At 58.9% G+C, this 20,788-nt stretch carries 21 protein-coding genes; 5 read left to right on the top strand and 16 right to left on the bottom strand.

The annotated features are described in order from the left end of the window. Nucleotides 1-17: 17 nt before the first annotated feature. From MEB48_RS09335 to MEB48_RS09325, 3 genes are all read right to left on the bottom strand, one after another. On the bottom strand, nt 18-1,733 hold the full coding sequence (locus tag MEB48_RS09335) for a proline--tRNA ligase (RefSeq protein WP_237883914.1): 1,716 nt from the start codon (nt 1,731-1,733) through the stop codon (nt 18-20). A 139-nt stretch (nt 1,734-1,872) separates the two neighbouring features. After that, the gene (locus tag MEB48_RS09330; RefSeq protein WP_237883912.1) at nt 1,873-3,432 is read right to left on the bottom strand and encodes an AmpG family muropeptide MFS transporter; all 1,560 of its coding nucleotides are present in this window, start codon (nt 3,430-3,432) and stop codon (nt 1,873-1,875) included. Nucleotides 3,433-3,476: 44 nt separating this feature from the next. Next, nucleotides 3,477-3,830, bottom strand: a complete 354-nt coding sequence (locus MEB48_RS09325) for an MGMT family protein (RefSeq protein WP_095054114.1) — start codon at nt 3,828-3,830, stop codon at nt 3,477-3,479. Nucleotides 3,831-3,996: 166 nt separating this feature from the next. On the opposite strand from MEB48_RS09325, the gene MEB48_RS09320 reads away from it, so the two are divergent. Further along, on the top strand, nt 3,997-5,004 hold the full coding sequence (locus MEB48_RS09320) for a DUF481 domain-containing protein (protein ID WP_237883910.1): 1,008 nt from the start codon (nt 3,997-3,999) through the stop codon (nt 5,002-5,004). Nucleotides 5,005-5,489: 485 nt separating this feature from the next. Here the strand turns inward: MEB48_RS09320 and MEB48_RS09315 are convergent, their stop codons facing one another. Continuing rightward, nucleotides 5,490-5,699, bottom strand: a complete 210-nt coding sequence (locus MEB48_RS09315; protein WP_002554837.1) for a cold-shock protein — start codon at nt 5,697-5,699, stop codon at nt 5,490-5,492. A gap of 354 nt (nt 5,700-6,053) precedes the next feature. On the opposite strand from MEB48_RS09315, the gene dcd reads away from it, so the two are divergent. Further along, nucleotides 6,054-6,620: a dCTP deaminase gene (gene dcd / locus MEB48_RS09310; RefSeq protein ID WP_007904652.1), complete on the top strand. Its 567-nt coding sequence runs from the start codon at nt 6,054-6,056 to the stop codon at nt 6,618-6,620. A 107-nt stretch (nt 6,621-6,727) separates the two neighbouring features. Then, nucleotides 6,728-6,937 (top strand): hypothetical protein, encoded by a 210-nt coding sequence (locus MEB48_RS09305; protein ID WP_095054112.1) that lies wholly within the window; start codon nt 6,728-6,730, stop codon nt 6,935-6,937. Between the two features lie 176 nt (nt 6,938-7,113). Here MEB48_RS09305 and MEB48_RS09300 read toward each other — a convergent pair whose 3' ends face one another. The 8 genes from MEB48_RS09300 to MEB48_RS09265 form a co-directional block, all read right to left on the bottom strand. Continuing rightward, on the bottom strand, nt 7,114-7,878 hold the full coding sequence (locus MEB48_RS09300) for an ABC transporter ATP-binding protein (protein WP_237883908.1): 765 nt from the start codon (nt 7,876-7,878) through the stop codon (nt 7,114-7,116). 13 nt (nt 7,879-7,891) lie between these two features. After that, nucleotides 7,892-9,010: a succinylglutamate desuccinylase/aspartoacylase family protein gene (locus tag MEB48_RS09295; RefSeq protein WP_237883906.1), complete on the bottom strand. Its 1,119-nt coding sequence runs from the start codon at nt 9,008-9,010 to the stop codon at nt 7,892-7,894. Between the two features lie 12 nt (nt 9,011-9,022). Beyond that, the gene (locus MEB48_RS09290; RefSeq protein WP_237883904.1) at nt 9,023-9,733 is read right to left on the bottom strand and encodes an ABC transporter permease; all 711 of its coding nucleotides are present in this window, start codon (nt 9,731-9,733) and stop codon (nt 9,023-9,025) included. Beyond that, on the bottom strand, nt 9,730-10,458 hold the full coding sequence (locus MEB48_RS09285) for an ABC transporter permease (RefSeq protein WP_237883902.1): 729 nt from the start codon (nt 10,456-10,458) through the stop codon (nt 9,730-9,732). The genes MEB48_RS09290 and MEB48_RS09285 overlap by 4 nt, the downstream gene beginning before the upstream one ends. Before the next feature lie 56 nt (nt 10,459-10,514). Next, nucleotides 10,515-11,297, bottom strand: coding sequence for a transporter substrate-binding domain-containing protein (locus MEB48_RS09280; RefSeq protein ID WP_237883900.1), 783 nt, complete (start codon nt 11,295-11,297; stop codon nt 10,515-10,517). A 368-nt stretch (nt 11,298-11,665) separates the two neighbouring features. Further along, a complete protein-coding gene (locus MEB48_RS09275; RefSeq protein WP_237883898.1) occupies nt 11,666-13,354 on the bottom strand; it encodes an ATP-dependent DNA ligase in 1,689 nt (562 codons plus the stop codon). Beyond that, nucleotides 13,351-14,382 (bottom strand): ligase-associated DNA damage response exonuclease, encoded by a 1,032-nt coding sequence (locus tag MEB48_RS09270; protein WP_237883896.1) that lies wholly within the window; start codon nt 14,380-14,382, stop codon nt 13,351-13,353. The genes MEB48_RS09275 and MEB48_RS09270 overlap by 4 nt, the downstream gene beginning before the upstream one ends. Nucleotides 14,383-14,634: 252 nt before the next feature. Continuing rightward, nucleotides 14,635-17,085, bottom strand: a complete 2,451-nt coding sequence (locus MEB48_RS09265) for a penicillin acylase family protein (protein ID WP_237883895.1) — start codon at nt 17,083-17,085, stop codon at nt 14,635-14,637. Between the two features lie 326 nt (nt 17,086-17,411). Here MEB48_RS09265 and MEB48_RS09260 point away from each other — a divergent pair, with 326 nt between their 5' ends. Next, nucleotides 17,412-17,969 (top strand): cysteine hydrolase family protein, encoded by a 558-nt coding sequence (locus MEB48_RS09260; RefSeq protein ID WP_237883893.1) that lies wholly within the window; start codon nt 17,412-17,414, stop codon nt 17,967-17,969. 201 nt (nt 17,970-18,170) lie between these two features. Here MEB48_RS09260 and MEB48_RS09255 read toward each other — a convergent pair whose 3' ends face one another. From MEB48_RS09255 to MEB48_RS09240, 4 genes are read right to left on the bottom strand one after another with little or no spacing between them, the layout of a single operon-like run. Beyond that, the gene (locus MEB48_RS09255; RefSeq protein ID WP_007906737.1) at nt 18,171-18,380 is read right to left on the bottom strand and encodes an SEC-C metal-binding domain-containing protein; all 210 of its coding nucleotides are present in this window, start codon (nt 18,378-18,380) and stop codon (nt 18,171-18,173) included. Between the two features lie 5 nt (nt 18,381-18,385). Then, nucleotides 18,386-18,877, bottom strand: coding sequence for an LEA type 2 family protein (locus MEB48_RS09250; RefSeq protein ID WP_237883891.1), 492 nt, complete (start codon nt 18,875-18,877; stop codon nt 18,386-18,388). A gap of 33 nt (nt 18,878-18,910) precedes the next feature. After that, nucleotides 18,911-19,387, bottom strand: a complete 477-nt coding sequence (locus MEB48_RS09245; protein ID WP_237883889.1) for a YchJ family protein — start codon at nt 19,385-19,387, stop codon at nt 18,911-18,913. Between the two features lie 4 nt (nt 19,388-19,391). After that, the gene (locus MEB48_RS09240) at nt 19,392-19,889 is read right to left on the bottom strand and encodes a DUF6231 family protein (protein ID WP_237883887.1); all 498 of its coding nucleotides are present in this window, start codon (nt 19,887-19,889) and stop codon (nt 19,392-19,394) included. Between the two features lie 201 nt (nt 19,890-20,090). Here MEB48_RS09240 and MEB48_RS09235 point away from each other — a divergent pair, with 201 nt between their 5' ends. Further along, the gene (locus MEB48_RS09235; RefSeq protein WP_095054100.1) at nt 20,091-20,786 is read left to right on the top strand and encodes an OmpA family protein; all 696 of its coding nucleotides are present in this window, start codon (nt 20,091-20,093) and stop codon (nt 20,784-20,786) included. The last annotated feature ends 2 nt before the right edge of the window (nt 20,787-20,788 follow it).

The raw sequence follows: 20,788 nt of genomic DNA, 5'->3' as shown, positions 1-20,788 counted from the left end.
GATGTCTCTATCTGGTGTCAGCGGCGGATACGGGCCTGGAGGAAAGACAGCACGTCAGCGACCGGCAGCGCTTGCGCCTCGGCCTCGGTGCGGCTCTTGTATTCCAGATTGCCGTCGGCGAGGCCGCGGTCACTGACCACGATCCGGTGTGGAATGCCGATCAGCTCCATGTCCGCGAACTTGATGCCCGGGCTGGTTTTCTTGTCGCGGTCGTCCAGCAGCACTTCGAAGCCGGCGGCAGTCAGTTCTGCGTAGAGCTTGTCGGTGGCTTCGCGAACCTGTTCGGTTTCGTAGCGCAGCGGTACCAGAGCAATCTGGAACGGGGCCAGAGCATCGCTCCAGATAATCCCGTTCTCATCGTTGCCCTGCTCGATGGCGGCAGCCACCACGCGGGACACGCCAATGCCATAGCAGCCCATTTCCAGGGTGACTGGCTTGCCGTTCTCGCCCAGCACTTCGCACTTCATCGCTTTGCTGTACTTGTTGCCCAGCTGGAAGATGTGCCCGACTTCGATGCCGCGCTTGATCTCCAGGGTGCCTTTGCCGTCAGGGCTCGGATCACCGGCCACGACATTGCGCAGGTCGGCAACCGTCGGAACCGGCAGATCACGCTCCCAGTTCACGCCGAAGTAGTGCTTGTCGTCGATGTTGGCACCGATGCCGAAGTCGCTCATCAGCTCGACGGAACGGTCGATGATGATCGGCAGTGGCAGGTTCAACGGGCCAAGAGAACCGGCGCCGGCGCCAATGGCGTCGCGCAGTTCGGCTTCGGAAGCCATGACCAGCGGGCTGGCAACGCCAGGCTGGTTGGCGGCCTTGATTTCGTTCAGCTCGTGGTCGCCACGGATGATCAGGGCAATCAGTTTGCCTTGCTCTTCAGCGTGCACCACCAGGGTCTTGATGGTCTTTTCGATCGGCAGGTTGAAGCCTTCGACCAGTTGCGCAATGGTCTTGGCGTTCGGCGTGTCGACCAGGCGCAGCTCTTCAGTCGGCGCGGCACGAGAGGTTTCGCGCGGTACAGCTTCGGCTTTCTCGATGTTCGCCGCGTAGTCGGAACCGTTGCTGAAGACGATATCGTCTTCGCCGGATTCGGCCAGCACGTGGAACTCGTGGGAACCGGCGCCACCGATCGAACCGTTGTCGGCTTCAACCGGACGGAATTTCAGGCCCAGACGGGTGAACACGTTGCAGTACGCCTGGTGCATGCGATCGTAGGTGATCTGCAGCGAAGGCTGATCAGCGTGGAACGAATAGGCGTCCTTCATGATGAATTCGCGACCGCGCATCAAGCCGAAGCGTGGACGGGTTTCGTCACGGAATTTGGTCTGGATCTGATACAGGTTGATCGGCAGCTGTTTGTAGCTGCTCAACTCGTTACGCATCAGGTCGGTGATGACTTCTTCGTGAGTCGGGCCGGCACAGAAGTCGCGACCGTGGCGATCCTTGAAGCGCAGCAATTCAGGGCCGTATTCTTCCCAGCGACCGGATTCCTGCCACAGCTCAGCCGGTTGGGTGCTCGGCATCAACACTTCGAGAGAGCCGGCGGCGTTCATTTCTTCACGCACGATGGCTTCAACCTTGCGCATCACTCGCAAGCCCATGGGCAGCCAGGTGTACAGGCCCGAGGCGAGTTTGCGGATCATGCCGGCGCGCAGCATCAGCTGATGGCTGATGACGACCGCGTCGGAAGGCGTTTCTTTCTGTGTGGCGAGCAAAAATTGACTGGTGCGCATGGTTGGCCGTTGTCGGTTGCTGATGACGAGAAATGACGGAACATTGTACGGGCGAGATCTGCTGGCGTACAGGAGTGCGGCCGGCTGTGTCGCAGAGGCGAGAATCTGCTCGCCTTCTGCGATGTTTCCTGAAAAGAGTCTACGACTCTTCCGCGACCGGGGTCTGAGTCGATTCCGGCGTCGGTGTCGGACCTGCGCGGCGGTTTTCCTGGAACCAGTGCAGGGCGATCAACACCAGGGTTGGAACACCCAGTAGGGCGGTGATCAGGAAGAAGTTGTGATAACCGAATTTCTCCACCATCACCCCTGAATAGCCGCCGATCAGACGGGGTAGCAAGAGCATGATCGAGCTCAGCAGGGCGTATTGGGTGGCGGAAAACTTGAGGTTGGTCAGGCTCGACAGGTAAGCGACGAATGCCGACGTCGCCAGCCCCGAGCTGAAATTATCCAGTGAGATGGTCGCAATCAGCATCTGCAGATTGGCGCCCATGTCCGTGAGCATCAGGAATAATAGATTGGTCGCGGCCGATGAAACACCGCCGATAAACAGAATGGGCAGGATGCCGAAACGCACGATCAGCAAGCCACCCATGCCGGCGCCGACCAGCGTCATGATCAGGCCGAAAATCTTGCTGACGCTGGCAATCTGATCCTTGGTGAATCCCTGGTCGATGTAGAACACGTTGGCCATCACGCCCATGACCGTATCGGACATTCGATAGGTGGCGATCAGTCCGAGCAGCAGCAGGGCTTGCCAGCGGTAACGCAGGATAAAGTCGTTGACCGGCGTCAGCACCGGGGCCAAGCCACGGCGACCCATGGCCGACAAGCACAGGCCAGTGAGCGTGATATAGAGGATCGCCCGCAGGAACGCACGGTCTTCGAGCAACAGGTCGAGCACGCTGACGCCTTCGAACAGTACGCTGGCGAAATCCGTGTTGTAGAGCTGGGTGAACAAGGCCGGTACGGACACCAGCAGCACGATCAGCACGAACACCGACGCCAGTTGGTGCGCAAAGCTGTAGCGTCCGGCCTGCAATTGAGTGCGTAGCGGCACTGGCGGTTCGCGCATGAAAAGGCTGGTCAGCAGCGCCGGGATCATCAAGACGCCGAATAACACGTAGGTGCCGGCCCACGCCGCATGCTTGTAGTTGAAACCGGTGGAGCCGAAGCCTTCGGCGAAGAACAATGCGCCGGCCGTCGCCAACAGGGCCGCGACCCGATAACCGGCCATGTAGCTGGCCGCCAGCGCGGCCTGTCGGGTGTCGTCGGCAATTTCCAGGCGATAGGCGTCGACAGCGATGTCTTGCGTCGCTGAGGCGAAGGCGACGACCACGGCAATGGCGATCAGCCAGGACAAGTGCTTCTGCGGATCGCAGAAGCCCATGCCGATCAGGCCGAGAATCACCAGCGCCTGGGACAGCACCAGCCAGGACCGGCGTCGACCAAGCTTGCCGAGCAGTGGCAGGCGCCATTGGTCGAGCAGCGGGGACCAGACCCATTTAAAGGCATAGGCCAGGCCGATCAGGCTTGCATAGCCGATGGTTTCGCGGGCCACACCGGCTTCACGCAGCCAGACTGAAAGCGTCGAAAACACCAGCATGTAGGGCAGGCCGGCGGCGAAACCAAGCAGCAACAACACGAGCGTCGAGGGGCTGGCATAAGCGGCGAGCGCGGCGCGCCAGGTTTTACGGGGCATGGGCTGGAGTCTGCCTCAAGAATTACGGAAACAAAGCGCGCACTCTAACCGCTGTGCTCTACCGGGCGCCAGCCATGACGCTGAATATCAACACGATTATTCAGGATACTCACGCCTTCCATGCGCAATCGGGCCCGTTGTTCATCCCCTGAAGGGCTGCCCACAGGCAGGCTGATCCGACCGCCGGCACCCAGCACCCGGTGCCAGGGTAATTTGGTATCCCCGGGCAGTTGGCTGAGCGTTCGCCCGACCCAGCGAGCGGCGCGACCCAGTCCCGCCAGCTCGGCAAGCTGGCCGTAACTCACGACTTTGCCTTCGGGCACTTGTGCCAGGGTCAGGTAGAGCGCCGTGCGTCGGATTTGCGCCGCGCTTTCGGTTTCGGCGGTTGAGTCAGTCACGTCCCGGGCTTCCTGAAAAAATGCGCATTGACCGTTCGTAGAGTAAATCCTGGATTGCCCGTTGAGAAATGAACTCAATAGAAATAGTCGGGTCAGTCCTTGTCCGGGCCTTATTCCTATGGATAATGCCGACTTTTTTTCGCAATGTTGAGCCTTCGATTCGCTTATGTTGTCCAGAACCTTGCTGTGCCTCGCTGTCGTCAGTGCTTCCACTCCCTTGCTCGCCGATACCGTCTGGTTGAAGAACGGCGACAAATTGAGCGGCAAGATCATTCTGTTCGATGGTGGCAAGCTGCTGGTGGAAACCGAGTACGCCGGTGCAGTGCCGATCGATTGGAACAAGGTAAAAACCCTGGAGAGTGATCAGCATATGCTGGTCAAGCAGGATGCCTACAGCGGCGAGGTGGCCAAGTCGCTGCACGCGGCGGAAGACGGCAAAGTCACTCTGGCCAACGGTGACTCCCCCAGGACGGTGGAGCTGGCGAGTATCCAGCAGATGCTCAAGCCCAAGCCGGTAGTCGAGGATTTGGTGTTGAAGGGGCATGTCGATCTGGCGCTGGATTACCAGCGTGCAGAAAAAGACACTGACGACTATGACGTCGACTTCAAGACCAGTGCGCGCCATGGTAGATGGCGCCACACGGCAGAAGGCGAGTACAACCGCGAATTCCAGGACGACGTGGTCACTACGGATAATTGGCGGGCTGAGTACGCCCTCGACCGTTTTCTGACCGAGAAATGGTTCTGGCAAGGTCGTTTGAACTATAAGCGCGACAAGGTCGAAGAGCTCTCCCGTCAGCGCACCGTGGGTACGGGTCCCGGTTATCAATTCTGGGATAACGAGCTGGGCGCCTTTTCCCTGGGCTCGCTGCTTAACCGCACGGACTATGAATTCTCCGATGGCGGAAAGAAAAACTTCTATTCGCTGGCGATGAAGTGGGACTACAACCGCTATCTGGTTGGCAAGAAGGTCGAGTTCTTCACCAATGGTGAGGTTGGCAAGCCGCTGTCGGGCGTGGCGGAATACGCCCTCGATGCCGAGGTTGGGCTGCGCTACAAAGTCACCGATTGGGCGTCGCTGAACCTTAAGGCCGAGAAAGATATCATCAGCGGTAGCGATGAGGCTGACCTGCGCAAGACCCGATACACCGCAGGGTTTGGCGTGACCTGGTAAGTCGCCAAAAAATCGTCCGAACGCGGCCCGAGCCTGCGGCAACTCCAAATACCGTGAACGCCGCGATCCCTCCGTAGGAGCCGGCTTGCCGGCGAAGGTGTTTTCATCGGCGCTGTACGACGTGAGGTCCTCTTCGCTGGCAAGCCAGCTCCTACAGATGCCGTGAACGACACCGATCCCGTAGGAGCCCGGCTTGCCGGCGAAGGCGTTTTCATCGGCGCTGTACGACGTGAGGTCCTCTTCGCTGGCAAGCCAGCTCCTACAGATGCCGTGAACGACACCGATCCCGTAGGAGTCCGGCTTGCCGGCGAAGGTGTTTTCATCGGCGCTGTACGACGTGAGGTCCTCTTCGCTGGCAAGCCAGCTCCTACAGATGCCGTGAATGACGCGCCGAGGGCTGCGATCTTTTGTTGTCCATGTAAAACACACAGACACAAAAAAGCCCCGCTTTTAAGGGCGGGGCTTTTTACTAAAGCAGTTACAAGTTAGATAACTTGAACTTCTTCAGCTTGCATGCCTTTCTGACCGCGGGTAGCGATGAAAGAAACCTGTTGGCCTTCTTTCAGGCTTTTGAAGCCGTCGGATTGGATAGCTTTGAAGTGAACGAACAGGTCGTCACCGGATTGTGGAGTGATGAAGCCGAAGCCTTTTTCATCGTTGAACCACTTAACGGTACCGGTTTGGCGATTAGACATGGTGTAACTCCTTGAACAAAGATAACTGCGACACAGGAAGAACCCTGGCCGAGACTGAGTGCAAAGAGCAGGAAAAATTCTTGTAGATGGTTGGATCGAAATTCAACATATCGTGTAGAGATTCTCAGTGACACAAGCAGCACAGTGGCGCCACCTTAACCCTTTTTCCGGAACGTGCCAATGGTTCTTGCGAAGGTTTCTCTGTTTTCATGACTGACGGTGCATCGAATAGCGGTGAAGGCCCGGAATTCACGGGGGATCGTCGAGAATTGTCTCCCGGACTTTGAACCCGGCGCGACTGCCCGGTAAGATGCCGGACAGAATTTTTCCGCCTCGCTATTCAGGACACCCGCCATGAGCATCAAATCGGACAAGTGGATTCGCCGCATGGCGCAGGAACACGGCATGATCGAGCCTTTCGTCGAGCGTCAGGTGCGCGGCAGCGACGATAGCCGTGTGATCTCCTACGGCGTGTCCAGCTACGGCTACGATGTGCGTTGCACCAATCACTTCAAGGTGTTTACCAACATCAATTCGGCGATCGTCGACCCGAAAAACTTCGATGCTGGCAGCTTCGTCGACATCCACAGCGACGTGTGCATCATTCCGCCGAACTCCTTCGCTCTGGCCAGCACCGTCGAATACTTCCGCATCCCCCGTAACGTATTGACCATTTGCCTGGGTAAAAGCACCTATGCGCGTTGCGGCATCATCGTCAACGTCACGCCGCTCGAGCCTGAGTGGGAAGGTCACGTGACCCTGGAGTTCTCCAACACCACCAATCTGCCGGCGAAAATCTACGCGAACGAAGGCGTGGCGCAGATGTTGTTCCTTGAGTCGGACGAAGAGTGCGAAGTCTCCTACAAGGACCGTGGCGGCAAATATCAGGGGCAGCGAGGCGTGACCCTGCCGCGTACCTGAGTCAGCCGTCTGACAAATCGTTGGAATTCCTGAGCGGGCGTACACTCTATGGGGTGTACTGCTCCGATTCGCGCAAGGCGGAACGGGCCATCGCTCAGGAGTGCTTCATGAAGATCGATCCACGAATAACGGCCGAACTGGCAAGGCTTGAGCCCAATCAGGTTGGCATGCTGGCCTGGTCCTTGTTGGCACATCCGCCAGTCAGCATGGCAGGGGGCATCCCCGGTCAGCCTGATCCTGATACCCCCAACGAACAGCCGACAGAACCCGGAGAGCCCACTCTTCCGGATGAACCGCCTCCTGCGCCTGTGGCCTGATTCCGCTGCCGAAACGAATGGCCAGTCAGCTGATATCTGTAAAAGATTTCAGCTGACTGGTCATGTTTCTTTATCGCCTATGACAAAGATCGCCCGCGAAAGCGGTCTTTCAGTCACATCGATACTGAATGTGCCAACGTCTTCGCGGGCAAGCCTCGCTCCTACAGGAGGATGGGTTACTTGAGGTTACCGCTGAGGAACTGCTTCAGCCGTTCACTCTTCGGATTGCCCAGCACATCTTCCGGCGCACCTTCTTCTTCCACCAGACCCTGGTGCAGGAACAGCACCTGGCTCGATACCTTGCGGGCAAAGCTCATTTCGTGGGTGACCATGATCATGGTCCGGCCTTCTTCGGCCAGGCCCTGGATGACCTTGAGTACCTCGCCCACCAGTTCCGGGTCGAGTGCCGAGGTCGGTTCGTCGAACAGCATGACTTCCGGTTCCATGGCCAGCGCGCGGGCAATGGCTACCCGTTGTTGCTGACCGCCCGAAAGGAACGCCGGGTACTGATCCGCCACGCGTGCCGCGAGGCCCACCTTGTCGAGGTAGCGTCGGGCACGGTCTTCGGCCTCTTTCTTGCTGCAACCGAGCACCCGGCGAGGGGCCATGGTGATGTTCTCCAGCACCGTCATGTGGCTCCACAGGTTGAAATGCTGGAACACCATGGCCAGACGAGTGCGGATTCGTTGCAGTTCATTGTCATCGGCGACGCGCATTCCATGACGGTCGTGGATCATGCGGATCGGCTGGCCGTCCATGGTCATGGCGCCGTCGTTGGGTTGCTCGAGAAAATTGATGCAGCGTAAAAAGGTGCTTTTGCCTGAGCCGCTGGCGCCGATCAGGCTGATGACGTCGCCGGTTTTGGCCTTGAGCGAAACGCCTTTGAGCACCTGATGTTCGCCATAGCTTTTATGCAGGCCTTCAATGGTCAGTTTGTACATGGGGCATGCATCCTCAAGGCGAAAGTAGGTAGCCGCTGCGATAGGCTTCGGTGCCCGCGACGTGGGCGATCACCATGCCGGCAGTGGCCATGCGCCGTAGTGAACGGGCGTACATCAGCCCGGCGGCGGTGCAATGAACCGGGGTGATGCGATCATTGATCGGGTCGATGACTTCGGCGATCAGTTGCCCTGCCTCCAGGTATTCCCCCGGTAAGGCAGTGAACACCAGCAGTCCGCCCACGGGTGTCGCCACCGGTTCAACGCCGGCCAGCGGTGTGGCCGGGTAGGGCAGTGCCGGTAATGGCGCCGGCTCGCCGGCAATCGCGCCGAAATGAATCAGATAATCGATCAGTGCCTGACAGTCGAGACTGGCCAGCGGGTGATTGACGTCACCCTGGCCGCGCAATTCGACGGTGACTGAAAAACTGCCCGGCGGAATCTCGAACTGCTCGCCGAAGCGCTCTTTCAGTTGCCACCAGAGCAGGGTGAGGCATTCATCGAACGATTGGCCACCCGAATCGGTAGCCAACAGGCTGGCTTCGGAACCAATGTAGCGCGCCAGCGGCTCGACCTGCGGCCAGGCCTCGGGCGTGGTGTAAAGATGCGCCACGGCTTCGAAATCACAATGCAGGTCCAGCACCATGTCTGCATCGCAGGCCAGCCGTTGCAGGGTCAGGCGTTGGGATTGCAGTTGGGTGCTGGCAGTTTGCTTCGCCAACGCCTTGCGCAGGCTGGCGCGGATCAGTTCGAGGTTACGTTGCGGGTCGTCGCCGAGCAGCCCTTCGATCTCGTTGCCGACTTCTTCACTCAAGTCGACGAACCAGCGATTGAAGTTCTGCCCGCTTTCCAGCTCGTAACGGCCCAGTGGCACGTCCATCAATACCTGTTCCAGGCCGGCCGGGTTGGCCACGGGCACCAGCACGATTTCGCTGCGCAGCCGGCCGGCGGCCTCCAGTTCCGCCAGACGTTGCTTGAGGTGCCAGGCCACCAGCATGCCGGGCAGTTCATCGGCATGCAGGGAGGACTGAATGTAAATCTTGCCTTTGGCCGACGGCGGGCCGAAGTGGAAGCTGTGAATCTGTCGCACGGTCCCCGGCAGCGGGGCCAGCAGGTCATGAATCTGGTGGCGCATGAACGAGTTGTCCTAGTGAGTCGGCCCGAGGAAGGCCAGCCATCGGCGTTCGGCGAGACGGAACAGGCCGACCAGTGCAAAAGTAACGGTCAGGTAGATCAGCGCGGCGATGCCGAATGACTGGAATGTCAGGAAAGTCGCAGAGTTCGCATCGCGAGCGACTTTCAAGACATCCGGGATAGTTGCGGTGAATGCCACGGTGGTCGAGTGCAGCATCAGAATCACTTCGTTGCTGTAATAAGGCAACGAGCGCCGCAGGGCCGACGGCATGATGATGTAGGCATAGAGCTTCCAGCCTGACAGACCGTAGGCCTTGGCCGCTTCGATTTCTCCGTGAGGCAGGCTGCGAATCGCCCCGGCGAAGATCTCCGTGGTGTAGGCGCAGGTGTTCAGGGCGAAGGCCAGAATCGTGCAGTTCATCGCATCGCGAAAAAACGCATCAAGGACTGGCTGGGCGCGCACGGCCGCGAGGCTGTAGATGCCGGTGTAGCAGATCAGCAGCTGGATATACAGCGGCGTACCCCGGAACAGGTAGACGTAAAACTGCACTGGCCAGCGGATGTAGACCTTGGGCGAAACCCTGGCGATGGACAGCGGGATCGACACCAGAAAACCGATGCAGATCGAAGCGCTGAGCAGCCACATGGTCATGGCCAGGCCGGTGATGTTGTAACCGTCGGTATAAAGGAAGGGTTTCCAGTATTCCTGCAAGAGTTCGATCATCGTACGGCCTCCCGGGAACCGGCGGCGTAGCGGCGTTCGAGCCAGCGCAGGACGACGTTGGAGGCGCTGGTGATCACCAGGTAAATCAGGGCTGCCAGCACCAGGAAGTAGAACAGTTGATAGGTGCTTTTACCGGCATCCTGCGCAGCCTTGACCAGGTCGGCGAGGCCGATGATCGAGACCAGCGCGGTGGCCTTGAGCATCACCATCCAGTTATTACCGATGCCCGGCAGGGCGAAGCGCATCATTTGTGGGAACACCACGAAACGAAAACGCTGGCCGCGTTTGAGGCCATAGGCAGTGGCGGCTTCGACCTGGCCCCGTGGCACGGCGAGGATCGCTCCGCGAAACGTTTCGGTGAAGTACGCGCCATAAATGAAGCCCAGGGTGATGACCCCGGCGCTGAACGGGTTGATCTCGATGTATTCCCATTCCATGAAATCGGTAAACGAGGTCAGCCAGGTTTGCAGGCTGTAGAAGATCAGGAGCATCAGTACCAGATCGGGCACCCCGCGAATCAGCGTGGTGTAGAGCTGGGCCAGTATCCGCAGCAGTTTGACTTTTGACAGCTTGGCACTGGCGCCCAGCAGGCCTAGCAACACGGCCAGCAAAAGTGACAACACCGATAATTTGATGGTCATCCAGGTGCCTTCCATCAGCAACGGACCGAAGCCCTGGAGGCTGAAGGCTGAGAGCCCCAGGTTTTGTAATAGGTTTTCGAACATAAATCAGCAACCTGACCGAATGAGAAAAGCGCCCATCGCGAGATGGGCGCCGGGCATTATTTGCCGCTGTACAGATTCAGGTCGCCAAAGTGTTTCTTCTGAATTTCGGCGTAGGTGCCATCGTCGTGTAACGCTTTGATACCTTTATTCAAAAGTTCTTTGAGGTCTTTGTTACCTTTAGAGATACCGATAGCGGTTTTCGACGGCAGCAGTTCGCTTTCGACCGGCTTGCTGACTTCGTAGCCTTCGCCTTTTGGTGACTTCAGGAAGCCCAGTTCGGCTTGCAGCATGTCCTGGATCGCTGCGTCGAGACGGCCGGAAGTCAGGTCGGAATACACCTGATCCTGATTCTGATAGGCCTGGGTTTTCACGCCAGCCTTGTCCAGCACGGCCTTGGCATAGGCCTCCTGGATGGTGCCTTGTTCATAGCCTACGGTCTTGCCCTTCAGCGAAGCGACATCTTCGCTCAGGCCGGAACCTTTCTTGAATACATAGGCGGTTGGGCCGGAGAACAGCTCGTCGGAGAAGTCGATGACTTTTTCGCGAGCCGGGGTGACGGTCATCGAAGAGATCACACCGTCGAATTTATTGGCTTTCAAGCCTGGAATCATGCCGTCGAAATCGCTTTCGACCCATTTGCACTTGACCTTCAACTCGGCGCAGATCGCATTGCCCAGGTCGATGTCGAAGCCTACCAGGCTGCCGTCGGCTGCTTTGGACTCGAATGGCGCATAAGAAGGGTCGACGCCAAAACGCAATTCTTTGTATTCCTTGGCCAGCGCGGAGCCAGCAGCCATGCACAACGCCAGTGCAGAAAGGGTCAGCAATGCTTTTTTCATTATTCAATCCCTAAGAACCAATATGAGCGCTTGTGGCGCAGAAGTACTGTTACTGAAAAGCGTAAGACCTATTCAAAGTAGCAATTTCCGAACCAGAGTCCCGAACAAGCGTTTAAAAGGTAATACAAGAAATGGCAAAGCGCGATCTGTGCACGAAAATGGGCATCGCCAGATTCCTGCGCCAGGGTGGTGCGTGGAGGGACTTGCCTAATGCCCAATCTGCTTTGTAGGAGCATTGCCTAATGCCCAATCTGCTTTGTAGGAGCGAGGCTTGCCCGCGAAGCTTTTGGCGTACTTGAGGACGCCTTCGCGGGCAAGCCTCGCTCCTACAGAGCAGGCTTCGCCAACTGCGATCTACAGAAATCAGTTCAGGTAAGCAAATCCTGCAACGTCGCCAAGCTGTCAGCTTCCTCCACCGACTTGTCCTGCCGCCAACGCAGCATCCTCGGAAACCGCACCGCAATGCCGCTCTTGTGCCGTTTCGACAGGGCAATGCCCTCGAACCCCAGCTCAAACACCAGGGTCGGCTTCACACTACTCACCGGTCCGAATTTTTCCACCGTGGTCTTGCGTACGATGCTATCGACCTGCCGCATTTCTTCGTCAGTCAACCCGGAATAAGCCTTGGCGAAAGGCACCAGCGTTCGCTCGCGGGCAGAGGGTGGGCCGTCCCACACGGCGAAGGTGTAATCAGTGTAGAGACTGGCCCGGCGGCCATGACCCTGCTGGGCATAGATCAACACCGCATCGACACTGAAAGGGTCGACTTTCCATTTCCACCACACGCCCATGTCCTTGGTCCGCCCGACGCCATACAGCGCATCGCGGGCCTTGAGCATCATGCCTTCGACGCCCAGCCTGCGGGAGGCTTCCCGTTGGCGGGCGAGGTCGAACCAGTCTTCGCCGGTCAGCACCGGAGAGCTCAGTAACACCGGGTTTGCACCGGTGAGGATGAGTTGCTCCAACTGACTGCGGCGCGTGGCCTGAGTCTGATTACGCCAATCTTCACCCTGCCATTCCAGCAGGTCATAGGCCAGGATGACCACGGGCACTTCATCGAGGATTTTCTTGCTCAGCGTTCTACGGCCGATCCGCTGTTGCAACAGGGCGAACGGTTGCACGGCGGGTGAAGACGGCGATTGCGGGTCGAAGGCGTCTTTGGTGCCCGGCTGTGCAACTTTCCAGGCGACGATTTCACCATCGATCACCGTGCCGTCGGGTAAGTCGTGAACCAGGCTGTCCAGTTCGGGAAAGCGTTCGCTCATCAGTTCTTCACCTCGCGACCAGATCCACAAGCGCCCGTCGCGCTTGACCACTTGAGCGCGGATGCCGTCCCACTTCCATTCCACTTGCCATTGACTGGCCGGTCCGAGCAGGGCTTCGAACTGCTCGACCGGGTGTGACAACGCATGGGCGAGGAAAAACGGGTACGGCTGGCCACCCCGTTGGGCATGTTCATTGGGTGATTCGGCGGCGATCAGCTTCAGGTAACTGGCGGCGCTCGGGCGATTAGACAGATCGGTGTAACCCACCAGCCGCTGGGCCACGCGTTTGCTGTCGAGCCCGGCCATCGCCGCCAGGGCGCGGGTGACCAGCAATTTGGAAACCCCGACGCGGAAACTGCCGGTGATCAGTTTGATGCACAGCATCAGACTCTGGCGATCCAGTTGCGCCCACAGGGCCGGCAAGCATTCGGCGAGAGTCTGCGGGGGCGCGTTACGCAGCGGCAGCAGTTTGTCTTCAATCCACACCGCCAGCCCGTCGTTGGAGGTGTGGAGCGTTTCGGGCAGCACCAGCGAGATGGTTTCCGCCAGATCACCGACGGCCTGATAACTTTCTTCGAACAACCAGGGCGAAAGCCCGGAAAACGCGGTTGCCATTTCCCGCAGCACGCGTACCGGCACCAATTGCCGAGGTCGTCCACCGGACAGAAAGTACACCGCCCAAGCGGCATCTTCAGGTGCGGCATGAGCGAAATAGCTCTGCATCGCCGCCAGTTTGGCGTTGCTTGAGGTGGTGGCATCGAGTTCGGCATACAAATCGGCGAAGGCTTTCATGCCAGCACCTCGGCGCGCTCGGGTTCGAGGACGGTGGTGTCTTCATCATTGCCATATTCGGTGCTGAAACTCATGGCATCGAGGCCTTGTTCGCGCAGATGGCGCACCAACACCCCGATCGAACCATGGGTAACGATCACGCGTTCGGCTCCGGTTTGTTCGATGGCCCAGAGCAGGCCGGGCCAGTCGGCGTGATCGGACAGCACGAAACCGCGGTCCACGCCGCGCCGCCGCCGTGTACCGCGCAAGCGCATCCAGCCACTGGCGAAGCCATCGCTGTAGTCACCGAAACGCCGTATCCATGGGCTGGCGCCAGCCGAAGGTGGTGCGAGGACCAAGGCCTTGCGCATCATCGGGTCATGTTTTTTTACTTCGCTGGCATAGATCGTCGGCGGTAAATAAATGCCGCTCTCGCGATAAATCCGATTGATAGGTTCAACCGCGCCATGTACCAGAATGGGGCCGAGGCTGGCATCGATGCCGTGGAGAATCCGCTGCGCCTTGCCGAAGGCGTAGCAGAGCAGCACGCTGGTTTTGTCGACTGCGGCGTTGGTCTGCCACCACTGATTGATCTCGGCAAAGATTTGCGCCTGGGGTTGCCAGCGGTAAATCGGCAGGCCGAACGTCGATTCCGTGATGAACGTGTGACAGCGCACCGGCTCGAACGGCGCACAGGTGCCGTCGGGCTCGGTCTTGTAATCCCCCGAGGCGACCCAGACCTCACCGCCGTATTCCAGCCGTATCTGGGCCGAGCCGAGTACATGGCCCGCAGGGTGGAAACTCAGTTTTACGCCGTGGTGCAGCAACTGCTCGCCATAGGGCAAGGTTTGTAGATTGATGTCCTGGCCCAGGCGCGCGCGCAGAATGCCTGCACCCGGTGCCGCCGCCAGATAATGTTGATTGCCACGGCGAGCATGGTCGCTGTGAGCATGGGTGATTACCGAGCGTTCGACTGGCTGCCATGGGTCGATATAGAAATCCCCGGGCGGGCAGTACAAACCTTCAGGACGAGCGATAACAAGGTCCATATTGTTACCCAAATGGAGAGGCCTGTTAGCTAGGAGGTTTGCGCGAGACGAGAAGTTCTATTTATTTTCGAGGAAGGATGGAGGCGTTAATCAGACCGCCTTCGCGAGCAAGCCCGCTCCCACATTCAATCGAGTTCTGCCAGAAAGAATGCGATCAAATGTGGGAGCGGGCTTGCTCGCGAAGACGGCGGCACATTCAAAAACAATGGGACCGACAGGATGCTTTCGCGAACAATCCGGTCCCACTCGAGGTCACTTGCCAGGCGTCAGCGTCAACCGCGTCTTGCCATACACCTTGTCAAAGTTCTGCGGCTGCATCGGCAGGCTCATGTATTGCCCCTTGAGCCATGGATCGACGCTGTCGAGATAGTGCGGGCTGGCCGGGTTGCCGGACTGGCCGGTACCGTTCTGGCCCATCAGCGGTTCGGCCTGGCCGAAATCGACGATAAAGCGCATGGCCGGTGCGAGCGTGGTGTTGAAGTCCTGACCCCAGGTGAACGCAGCGGTGTTGAGTGTGGTGTGGTCGCCGCCGGCCGCCAGAGGACCGCGCACGGTCTGGCCACTGGCGTTTTTCCATTCGTAACGGTGCAGTTTGCCCCACTGCCAGGCTTTGTGATCGCCGCCCAACTGGCTGTCACCCGCGCTGATCGCGGCCGCCAGGCTACGGGCGAGGATCGACGCTTTGTCTTCTTTCTGCGGGGTGCGCAGATCGTCCCAGAACGGACTGTCCTCACGGCTCAGCAGATGATCGGCCTGAGCCGCATAAGACAACTTGCCGTTGGCAATAAAGGCTTTCCACGCCGGGCTGTTTTGCGGGCCGAGTTCGTCGAGGAAAATCTGTTGAGTGCTTTCCTGCAGGAACAACTCGTAGATCGCCGCGTCGGCTGAGGTTTGGCTGAGTTTGCCGTCGAAAGCCATCAAGCGGGTGTAAGCCTCGCGAGCCTTGCCGCGATCAGCCACCGGCAGCGCTTCGATGGCCTGTTTGAGTGGCTGAGCCATGCCCGGCGCTCCAAACATTTTCTTCAGCTTGGCGGCAAAGGTGGTGGACTGGTCGTATTGCATGGCGATCAGGCTGCGTGTGTCGTGTTTGCCCACAGCCGCCAGTTCAGCCATGCGTTCGCCGCGCTCCGGCGCCGACCAGGAATTGGACAGCTGCATGCCGTAGCCATGGGGAATGACCCGTTGGTTGGCGGTGCCGAGCCAGCCTTGAGCCGGGTCCTGGTCATACGGATGGAGCATCGGGTCGGCGTAACCGTCCCAGTCGTAACGACCTTCCCAGCCCGGCGACGGCAGCAAGCCTTCGCCTTCGCGACGGTTCGGGTAGCGACCAGTGACTTGCCAGCCGATGTTGCTGGCATCGGCAAACACCAGATTCAGGGCGATGGCGCGTATTTCACGGCTGGCGTCCGAGGCTTTCTCGACACTCTGCGCTCGGGACAGATCGAAAAAGGCGTCCAGGGTTTTGTCGTCGGTGAAGTTCGGCGTCTGCAAGGCCAGGCCGAAACCATTCGCGAGTGCGGTGCCTTGGGCGCTGTTGAGCAGTGGCCCGTGGCGGGTTTCGTACACCGCTTCGCGAATCGGCCGCTGGCCTTTGACGAAGTAGGTTTCGTTGCGCACGATCGCCGGTTGCCATTTGCCGCCCACTTCGTAGGAAAGGCCATTGCCCTGGCGTTTGATTTTCTCCAGGAACAGGTCCTGGTTGTCGCCCATGACCGTGGTCATGCTCCATGCCACTTTGCCGTTGAAACCACCAAGCACCATGGGTAACCCGGCAATGGTCACGCCGGAGGCCTGGTATTTCGGTGCGCGAATCTGCACGTAACTGAACAACGACGGTACGCCCAGCGGCCCATGGCTGTCGCTGGCCAACAGGCTTTTGCCACTGCGGCTGCGTTGCGGGGCAATCGCCCAGTTGTTCGAAGACGTGGCGCCCAGCAGGTTCAGATCCGACAGTTGACCGGTGGCTTTGCTGATTTCGCCCAGCCCCGGGATTTGCCCGTTGAGTTTGATGCCTTGAAGTTTTTCGGCTTCAGCGACCGGCAGTTTTTCATCAGGGGCGGACGGCGCAAGCCATGCCAGCTTGTCGGTACTGACGGTCTGGGCCAGCATCAATGAGGAAATTTCTTCCGGCAGGTTCGCCGATTGACTGAAATTCAACAGGCAGAAAATCAGCGCCGAATCTTCCGGTTGCCAATATTCCGGTTTGTAGCCAGTGGCCGCGAGCTCCGCAGGCAGTTTGTCGCGGTAGCGGAACAGGTAGGCGTTGACCCCACGGGCATAGACTTCGAAGAAACGCTTGAGGCGCGGCGAAGAGGCCTTGTACAGCTCACCGGCGCTTTTCTTCAGATTGACCGCACGCATGTAGCGGTCCGCGTCGAGCAAGTCCGAACCGGACATCTCCGCCAGACGACCCTGGGCGAGCAAACGCAGAGTGACCATCTGGCTGATGCGGTCGCTGGCATGCACGTAACCGAGGGTGAACAGCGCATCGTGGAAACTGTTGCTTTCGATCAGCGGCATGCCCATGGCATTGCGCCGAATCGAAACGTTCTGCGCCAGTCCCTTGAGCGGCTGCACGCCGGAGGTCGGCGGGAGGGTGTCCTGAGTGTTCCAGGTCTGACAACCGGTCAGGCTCAAAACACCGGCCACTGCTGCGGCAACGCCGAACCGGGGAAGAAAATGTGAAAGGGCTGGCGAGGCCATGGCAAAGCTCCTGCGGGGGGTGGTGGCGCAATAAAGGCGCTACGTTAGTGAGCAGGAGGTGGCCGCGCAAGCGGCGGCGGGGTTATTTCTTTACGATGATCGTTCCCGCGCTCTGCGTGGGAATGCAGCCCGTGACGCTCTGCGTCACATCCAGAGCCGAACGCGGAGCGTCCGTTGAGGCATTCCCATGCGGAGCATGGGAACGATCAGAGTGCAGAGCATCAAGATTTAGGCGGATTGACCTGTTTGCGTTTGATGGCTTGCCACCAGGAAGAGGTGATGCTGAAGTGCGGGAAATTCAATGCCCCAGCGAGAGAGAAGTCGGTATGCAGCTCAAGACAAACGCGGCGCTGATTATCATTGATCAACAAAAAGGCATCCTGCATCCCAAGTTGGGCCGTCGAAACAATCCTCAGGCCGAAGAGCGCATCCTGGAACTGCTGGGGCATTGGCGTCGAACCGGGCGGCCGGTGGTTCATGTGCAGCATCTGTCCCGTTCAGCGGATTCGGTGTTTTGGCCACAGCAATCGGGGGTGGAGTTTCAGGAGCGTTTTCAACCATCGATGGGTGAGTGGCTGATTCAGAAACAGGTGCCGGATGCCTTTTGCTCGACGGGGTTGGAGGCGCGTTTGCGCGAGGCGGGGATCGATCAGTTGATCATCGTTGGCGTGGCGACCCACAACTCAGTGGAGTCCACGGCGCGAACGGCCGGGAATCTGGGTTTTCAAGCGTGGGTTGCGCAGGATGCGTGTTTCACCTTCGACAAGGCGGATTTCTTCGGTAACGCCCATTCAGCCGAGGAAGTGCATGCGATGTCGCTGGGTAATTTGCATGGCGAATATGCGACGGTCGTCGGCACCGCAGAAATATTAATGGCTGGCTGAAAACTTGTGGGAGCGAGCCTGCTCGCGATAGCTTTTTAATGGCCAAATTGATAGTGAATGTGCCGCCGTCTTCGCGAGCAAGCCCGCTCCCACATTGGATCTGCTGTGTTCACACAATGTGTGGCTGGTGCAGTTCAAATGTGGGAGCGGGCTTGCTCGCGAAGACGATTCAACAGGCGAAAAAAATATCCGCCCGCAGCATCAAGCGCCGTGGCACTTCTTGAATTTCTTGCCGTTGCCGCAAGGGCAAGGGTCGTTGCGGCCGACATCTTTCAGGGCATTGCGCACCGGTTCCTGGTGGGCGTGGCCGCAGTTCGGGCCGTGGACATGGCCATGGTCGTGATCATGATGGTCGTGATGGTCATGATCGTGGTTGCAGTCAGGGCCATGGACATGAGGTTGCTGGGTCATCGGGGTCACTCCGGAATTAAATCGGCGGCGATTATCACGCCATTGCGCGCCAGGTGCACGTAGTGCGCGATGAAAATACCGGTTTCCAGTTCACCTTCCAGACGATAGGGAATGGGTTGGTCGGGTTTTTTCAGCAGTTTCACCAAGTCCCGAACCCTGGGCCACAGGTTGGTGCGGACCGGTACCTTGAAATAGGCACTGCGTTTTGGGCCGATCGTGAACCAGTGTTCGTGCTCGCCTTCAGTCAGCAAAAGGTCCCCCAAGTGAATGCGATATTCCAGGGCACGTACCGTCAGGTCTTGGTCGTTGGGATTGTCGACGCGAAAATGCAGCAGGAATTTCTGCTCCAGCAGCTTGGCCCGGACCACCTCGACCTTGACCAGATGCACCTGCGGATCCGGCAGATCGTCGTCAAAGTCGAACCACGATGTACAACCGCCGAGTCCTGAAAACAGGAGCAAGGTGAACATATAGAGCGCAAGTCGCCAGATGGTCATGGTCGTGTTTCTCCCTTGACCCCCAGTCTAGCCTCAAGCGCCGAAATAACTCGCGCAACACTTCTTGAACTTCTGCCCGCTGGCGCACGGGCACGCATCGTTGCGCCCGGCCTTGAGCGGCACGGTGGGATCGATGAAATACCAGTGGCCGGCGTTCTGCACGAATGACGAACGTTCGCGGTGACTGTGTTCGCCGCCGCTATCGTGCCAGCGAGCGGTGAAGGTGACGAAAGCGTGCTCCGGCTGACCGCCGAAAACTTCGGCGCTTTCCACTTCCAGGCCGAGCCAGGTGCTTTGGGCGCTCCAGTCGCTGATCGACTGGCGATCCAGGCCAGGCTGTTGCGCGGGCAGAGTGGTCGCCACCAGATAGTCGATCAGCCCCAGCACATAGGCGCTGTAGCGCGAACGCATCAAGACTTCGGCGCTAGGGGCCGGATGACCGGCATGGTAATGGCCGCAGCAGGCATCGAGCAGCGTGCCGCTGCCGCAAGGGCAAATGGATGTACTCATTGCGTTACCACCAATATTTCCCGAAGTTTTCCGGATTGGCCCAGAAGCGTGAGTTGAGCCAGTCGGGCACCTGCTTGTAGTCAAGCAGATCGTAGGTAAACAGGGTCAGCACTTGATCGTCGCGCTGGAAGCGTTCGCTGGCTTGCAGGGCCAGGGAGAAAAAATCCGTCTCTTGCCAACCGCACGCCGGCAAGTCGGCCAGCACCGCAATGCGACTGGCATTGAGGTTGCGGATTCCGCCCAGCAGATTCAGGCCGTCGCGCTTGGGCAAGTGTTCGAGGCAATCGACCACCAGCGCCAGATCAAACCGTTGCGCCGCCAGTTCGGCGGGCAGTGGCCCTGGCGCAGCAAAGGCGACGATGCTGTCCGGGTGCGCGGTTTTGAACGCTTCGAGTGCGGGGAATTCGCTGGCGCCAATCAGCAACAGATGTGCCGGGGCATAACGATCAAGCAAAGCGGCCAACGCCTGTTGGGGCGTGCGCGAAGAGATACCTGCAATCATCAAAGATCCTCAATCAGAACGCCAAGACTAGCCTGCCCCAACGTCCGGGCCTAGTGTCCTGTTTCGCGGGTTCAGCCAAAAAGGACCGATCTTCCGTGAACATGGGGCAAAACAGCAATGGCCTATTGCTGGCGGAGATTAAAAGTCGGGTCTTTACTCCCTAGAATCGGTTTTAAGCCGATCCCTCAGGAGAAGAACTAGATGAGCATAATTCGGACAGCATTACCCTTGGTTCTGCTAACCAGTGTGTTGACTGGTTGCGCAGGTTTGCAGAAAACCGACTGGCCGACCTGTGCGGCGGTCGGTGGTGTCGTCGGTGCAGGGCTCGGCGCGACCGAGAGTTCGGCATGGGCAGGGTATGGCGCGCTGCTGATCGGCGGCACGGCAGCGGCCTATTGCTGGGTGCACGGCGATGGCGACGAAGACGGCGATGGTGTGCTGGACAGCCGCGACAAGTGCCCGGGTACGCCTAAAGGCGTGCGGGTCGATGCCGACGGCTGCCCTCCACCAGCGCCTGCGCCGGTGGTCGAAGAGACGGCGGTGGTCAAAGAAGAAGTCATTGTTATCCGCGATGTGCACTTCCAGTTCGACTCGGCCAAACTCACCCCTGCCGATAAAGACGTACTCGACACCATAGCCACGCGCCTGAAACAGGAATCCTCCAGCGCCCAACTGACTGTCACCGGTCATACCGACAGCGTCGGCAGCGATGCCTACAACCAGAAACTGTCGGATAGACGTGCCCATTCGGTGGTGGAATACCTGATTTCTCAAGGCATACCACGCAGCAGTTTCGTGTCCGTGACCGGTGCCGGTGAAAGCCAGCCGGTGGCCGATAACAAAACCGCTGACGGCCGCGCGATGAACCGTCGCACGGAAATCAAAATCAACCGCTAAGC

It is taken from the genome of Pseudomonas sp. PGPR40 (assembly GCF_022014505.1).
Taxonomy (GTDB): domain Bacteria; phylum Pseudomonadota; class Gammaproteobacteria; order Pseudomonadales; family Pseudomonadaceae; genus Aquipseudomonas.
The sequence above is the reverse complement of the archived record's forward strand: the minus strand, read 5'-3'. Positions and strand labels throughout refer to the sequence as shown.

Bases quoted from the DNA above. Each gene is read 5' to 3' on its own strand.
- MEB48_RS09245 (WP_237883889.1), bottom strand. From the start codon at position 19,387: ATGAGTACATCCATTTGCCCTTGCGGCAGCGGCACGCTGCTCGATGCC.
- MEB48_RS09295 (WP_237883906.1), bottom strand. From the start codon at position 9,010: ATGCGCCACCAGATTCATGACCTGCTGGCCCCGCTGCCGGGGACCGTG.
- MEB48_RS09305 (WP_095054112.1), top strand. From the start codon at position 6,728: ATGAAGATCGATCCACGAATAACGGCCGAACTGGCAAGGCTTGAGCCC.
- MEB48_RS09270 (WP_237883896.1), bottom strand. From the start codon at position 14,382: ATGGACCTTGTTATCGCTCGTCCTGAAGGTTTGTACTGCCCGCCCGGG.
- MEB48_RS09290 (WP_237883904.1), bottom strand. From the start codon at position 9,733: ATGATCGAACTCTTGCAGGAATACTGGAAACCCTTCCTTTATACCGAC.
- MEB48_RS09250 (WP_237883891.1), bottom strand. From the start codon at position 18,877: ATGACCATCTGGCGACTTGCGCTCTATATGTTCACCTTGCTCCTGTTT.
- MEB48_RS09335 (WP_237883914.1), bottom strand. From the start codon at position 1,733: ATGCGCACCAGTCAATTTTTGCTCGCCACACAGAAAGAAACGCCTTCC.
- dcd (WP_007904652.1), top strand. From the start codon at position 6,054: ATGAGCATCAAATCGGACAAGTGGATTCGCCGCATGGCGCAGGAACAC.
- MEB48_RS09235 (WP_095054100.1), top strand. From the start codon at position 20,091: ATGAGCATAATTCGGACAGCATTACCCTTGGTTCTGCTAACCAGTGTG.
- MEB48_RS09330 (WP_237883912.1), bottom strand. From the start codon at position 3,432: ATGCCCCGTAAAACCTGGCGCGCCGCGCTCGCCGCTTATGCCAGCCCC.
- MEB48_RS09300 (WP_237883908.1), bottom strand. From the start codon at position 7,878: ATGTACAAACTGACCATTGAAGGCCTGCATAAAAGCTATGGCGAACAT.
- MEB48_RS09315 (WP_002554837.1), bottom strand. From the start codon at position 5,699: ATGTCTAATCGCCAAACCGGTACCGTTAAGTGGTTCAACGATGAAAAA.
- MEB48_RS09280 (WP_237883900.1), bottom strand. From the start codon at position 11,297: ATGAAAAAAGCATTGCTGACCCTTTCTGCACTGGCGTTGTGCATGGCT.
- MEB48_RS09285 (WP_237883902.1), bottom strand. From the start codon at position 10,458: ATGTTCGAAAACCTATTACAAAACCTGGGGCTCTCAGCCTTCAGCCTC.
- MEB48_RS09275 (WP_237883898.1), bottom strand. From the start codon at position 13,354: ATGAAAGCCTTCGCCGATTTGTATGCCGAACTCGATGCCACCACCTCA.
- MEB48_RS09255 (WP_007906737.1), bottom strand. From the start codon at position 18,380: ATGACCCAGCAACCTCATGTCCATGGCCCTGACTGCAACCACGATCAT.
- MEB48_RS09265 (WP_237883895.1), bottom strand. From the start codon at position 17,085: ATGGCCTCGCCAGCCCTTTCACATTTTCTTCCCCGGTTCGGCGTTGCC.
- MEB48_RS09260 (WP_237883893.1), top strand. From the start codon at position 17,412: ATGCAGCTCAAGACAAACGCGGCGCTGATTATCATTGATCAACAAAAA.
- MEB48_RS09320 (WP_237883910.1), top strand. From the start codon at position 3,997: ATGTTGTCCAGAACCTTGCTGTGCCTCGCTGTCGTCAGTGCTTCCACT.
- MEB48_RS09240 (WP_237883887.1), bottom strand. From the start codon at position 19,889: ATGATTGCAGGTATCTCTTCGCGCACGCCCCAACAGGCGTTGGCCGCT.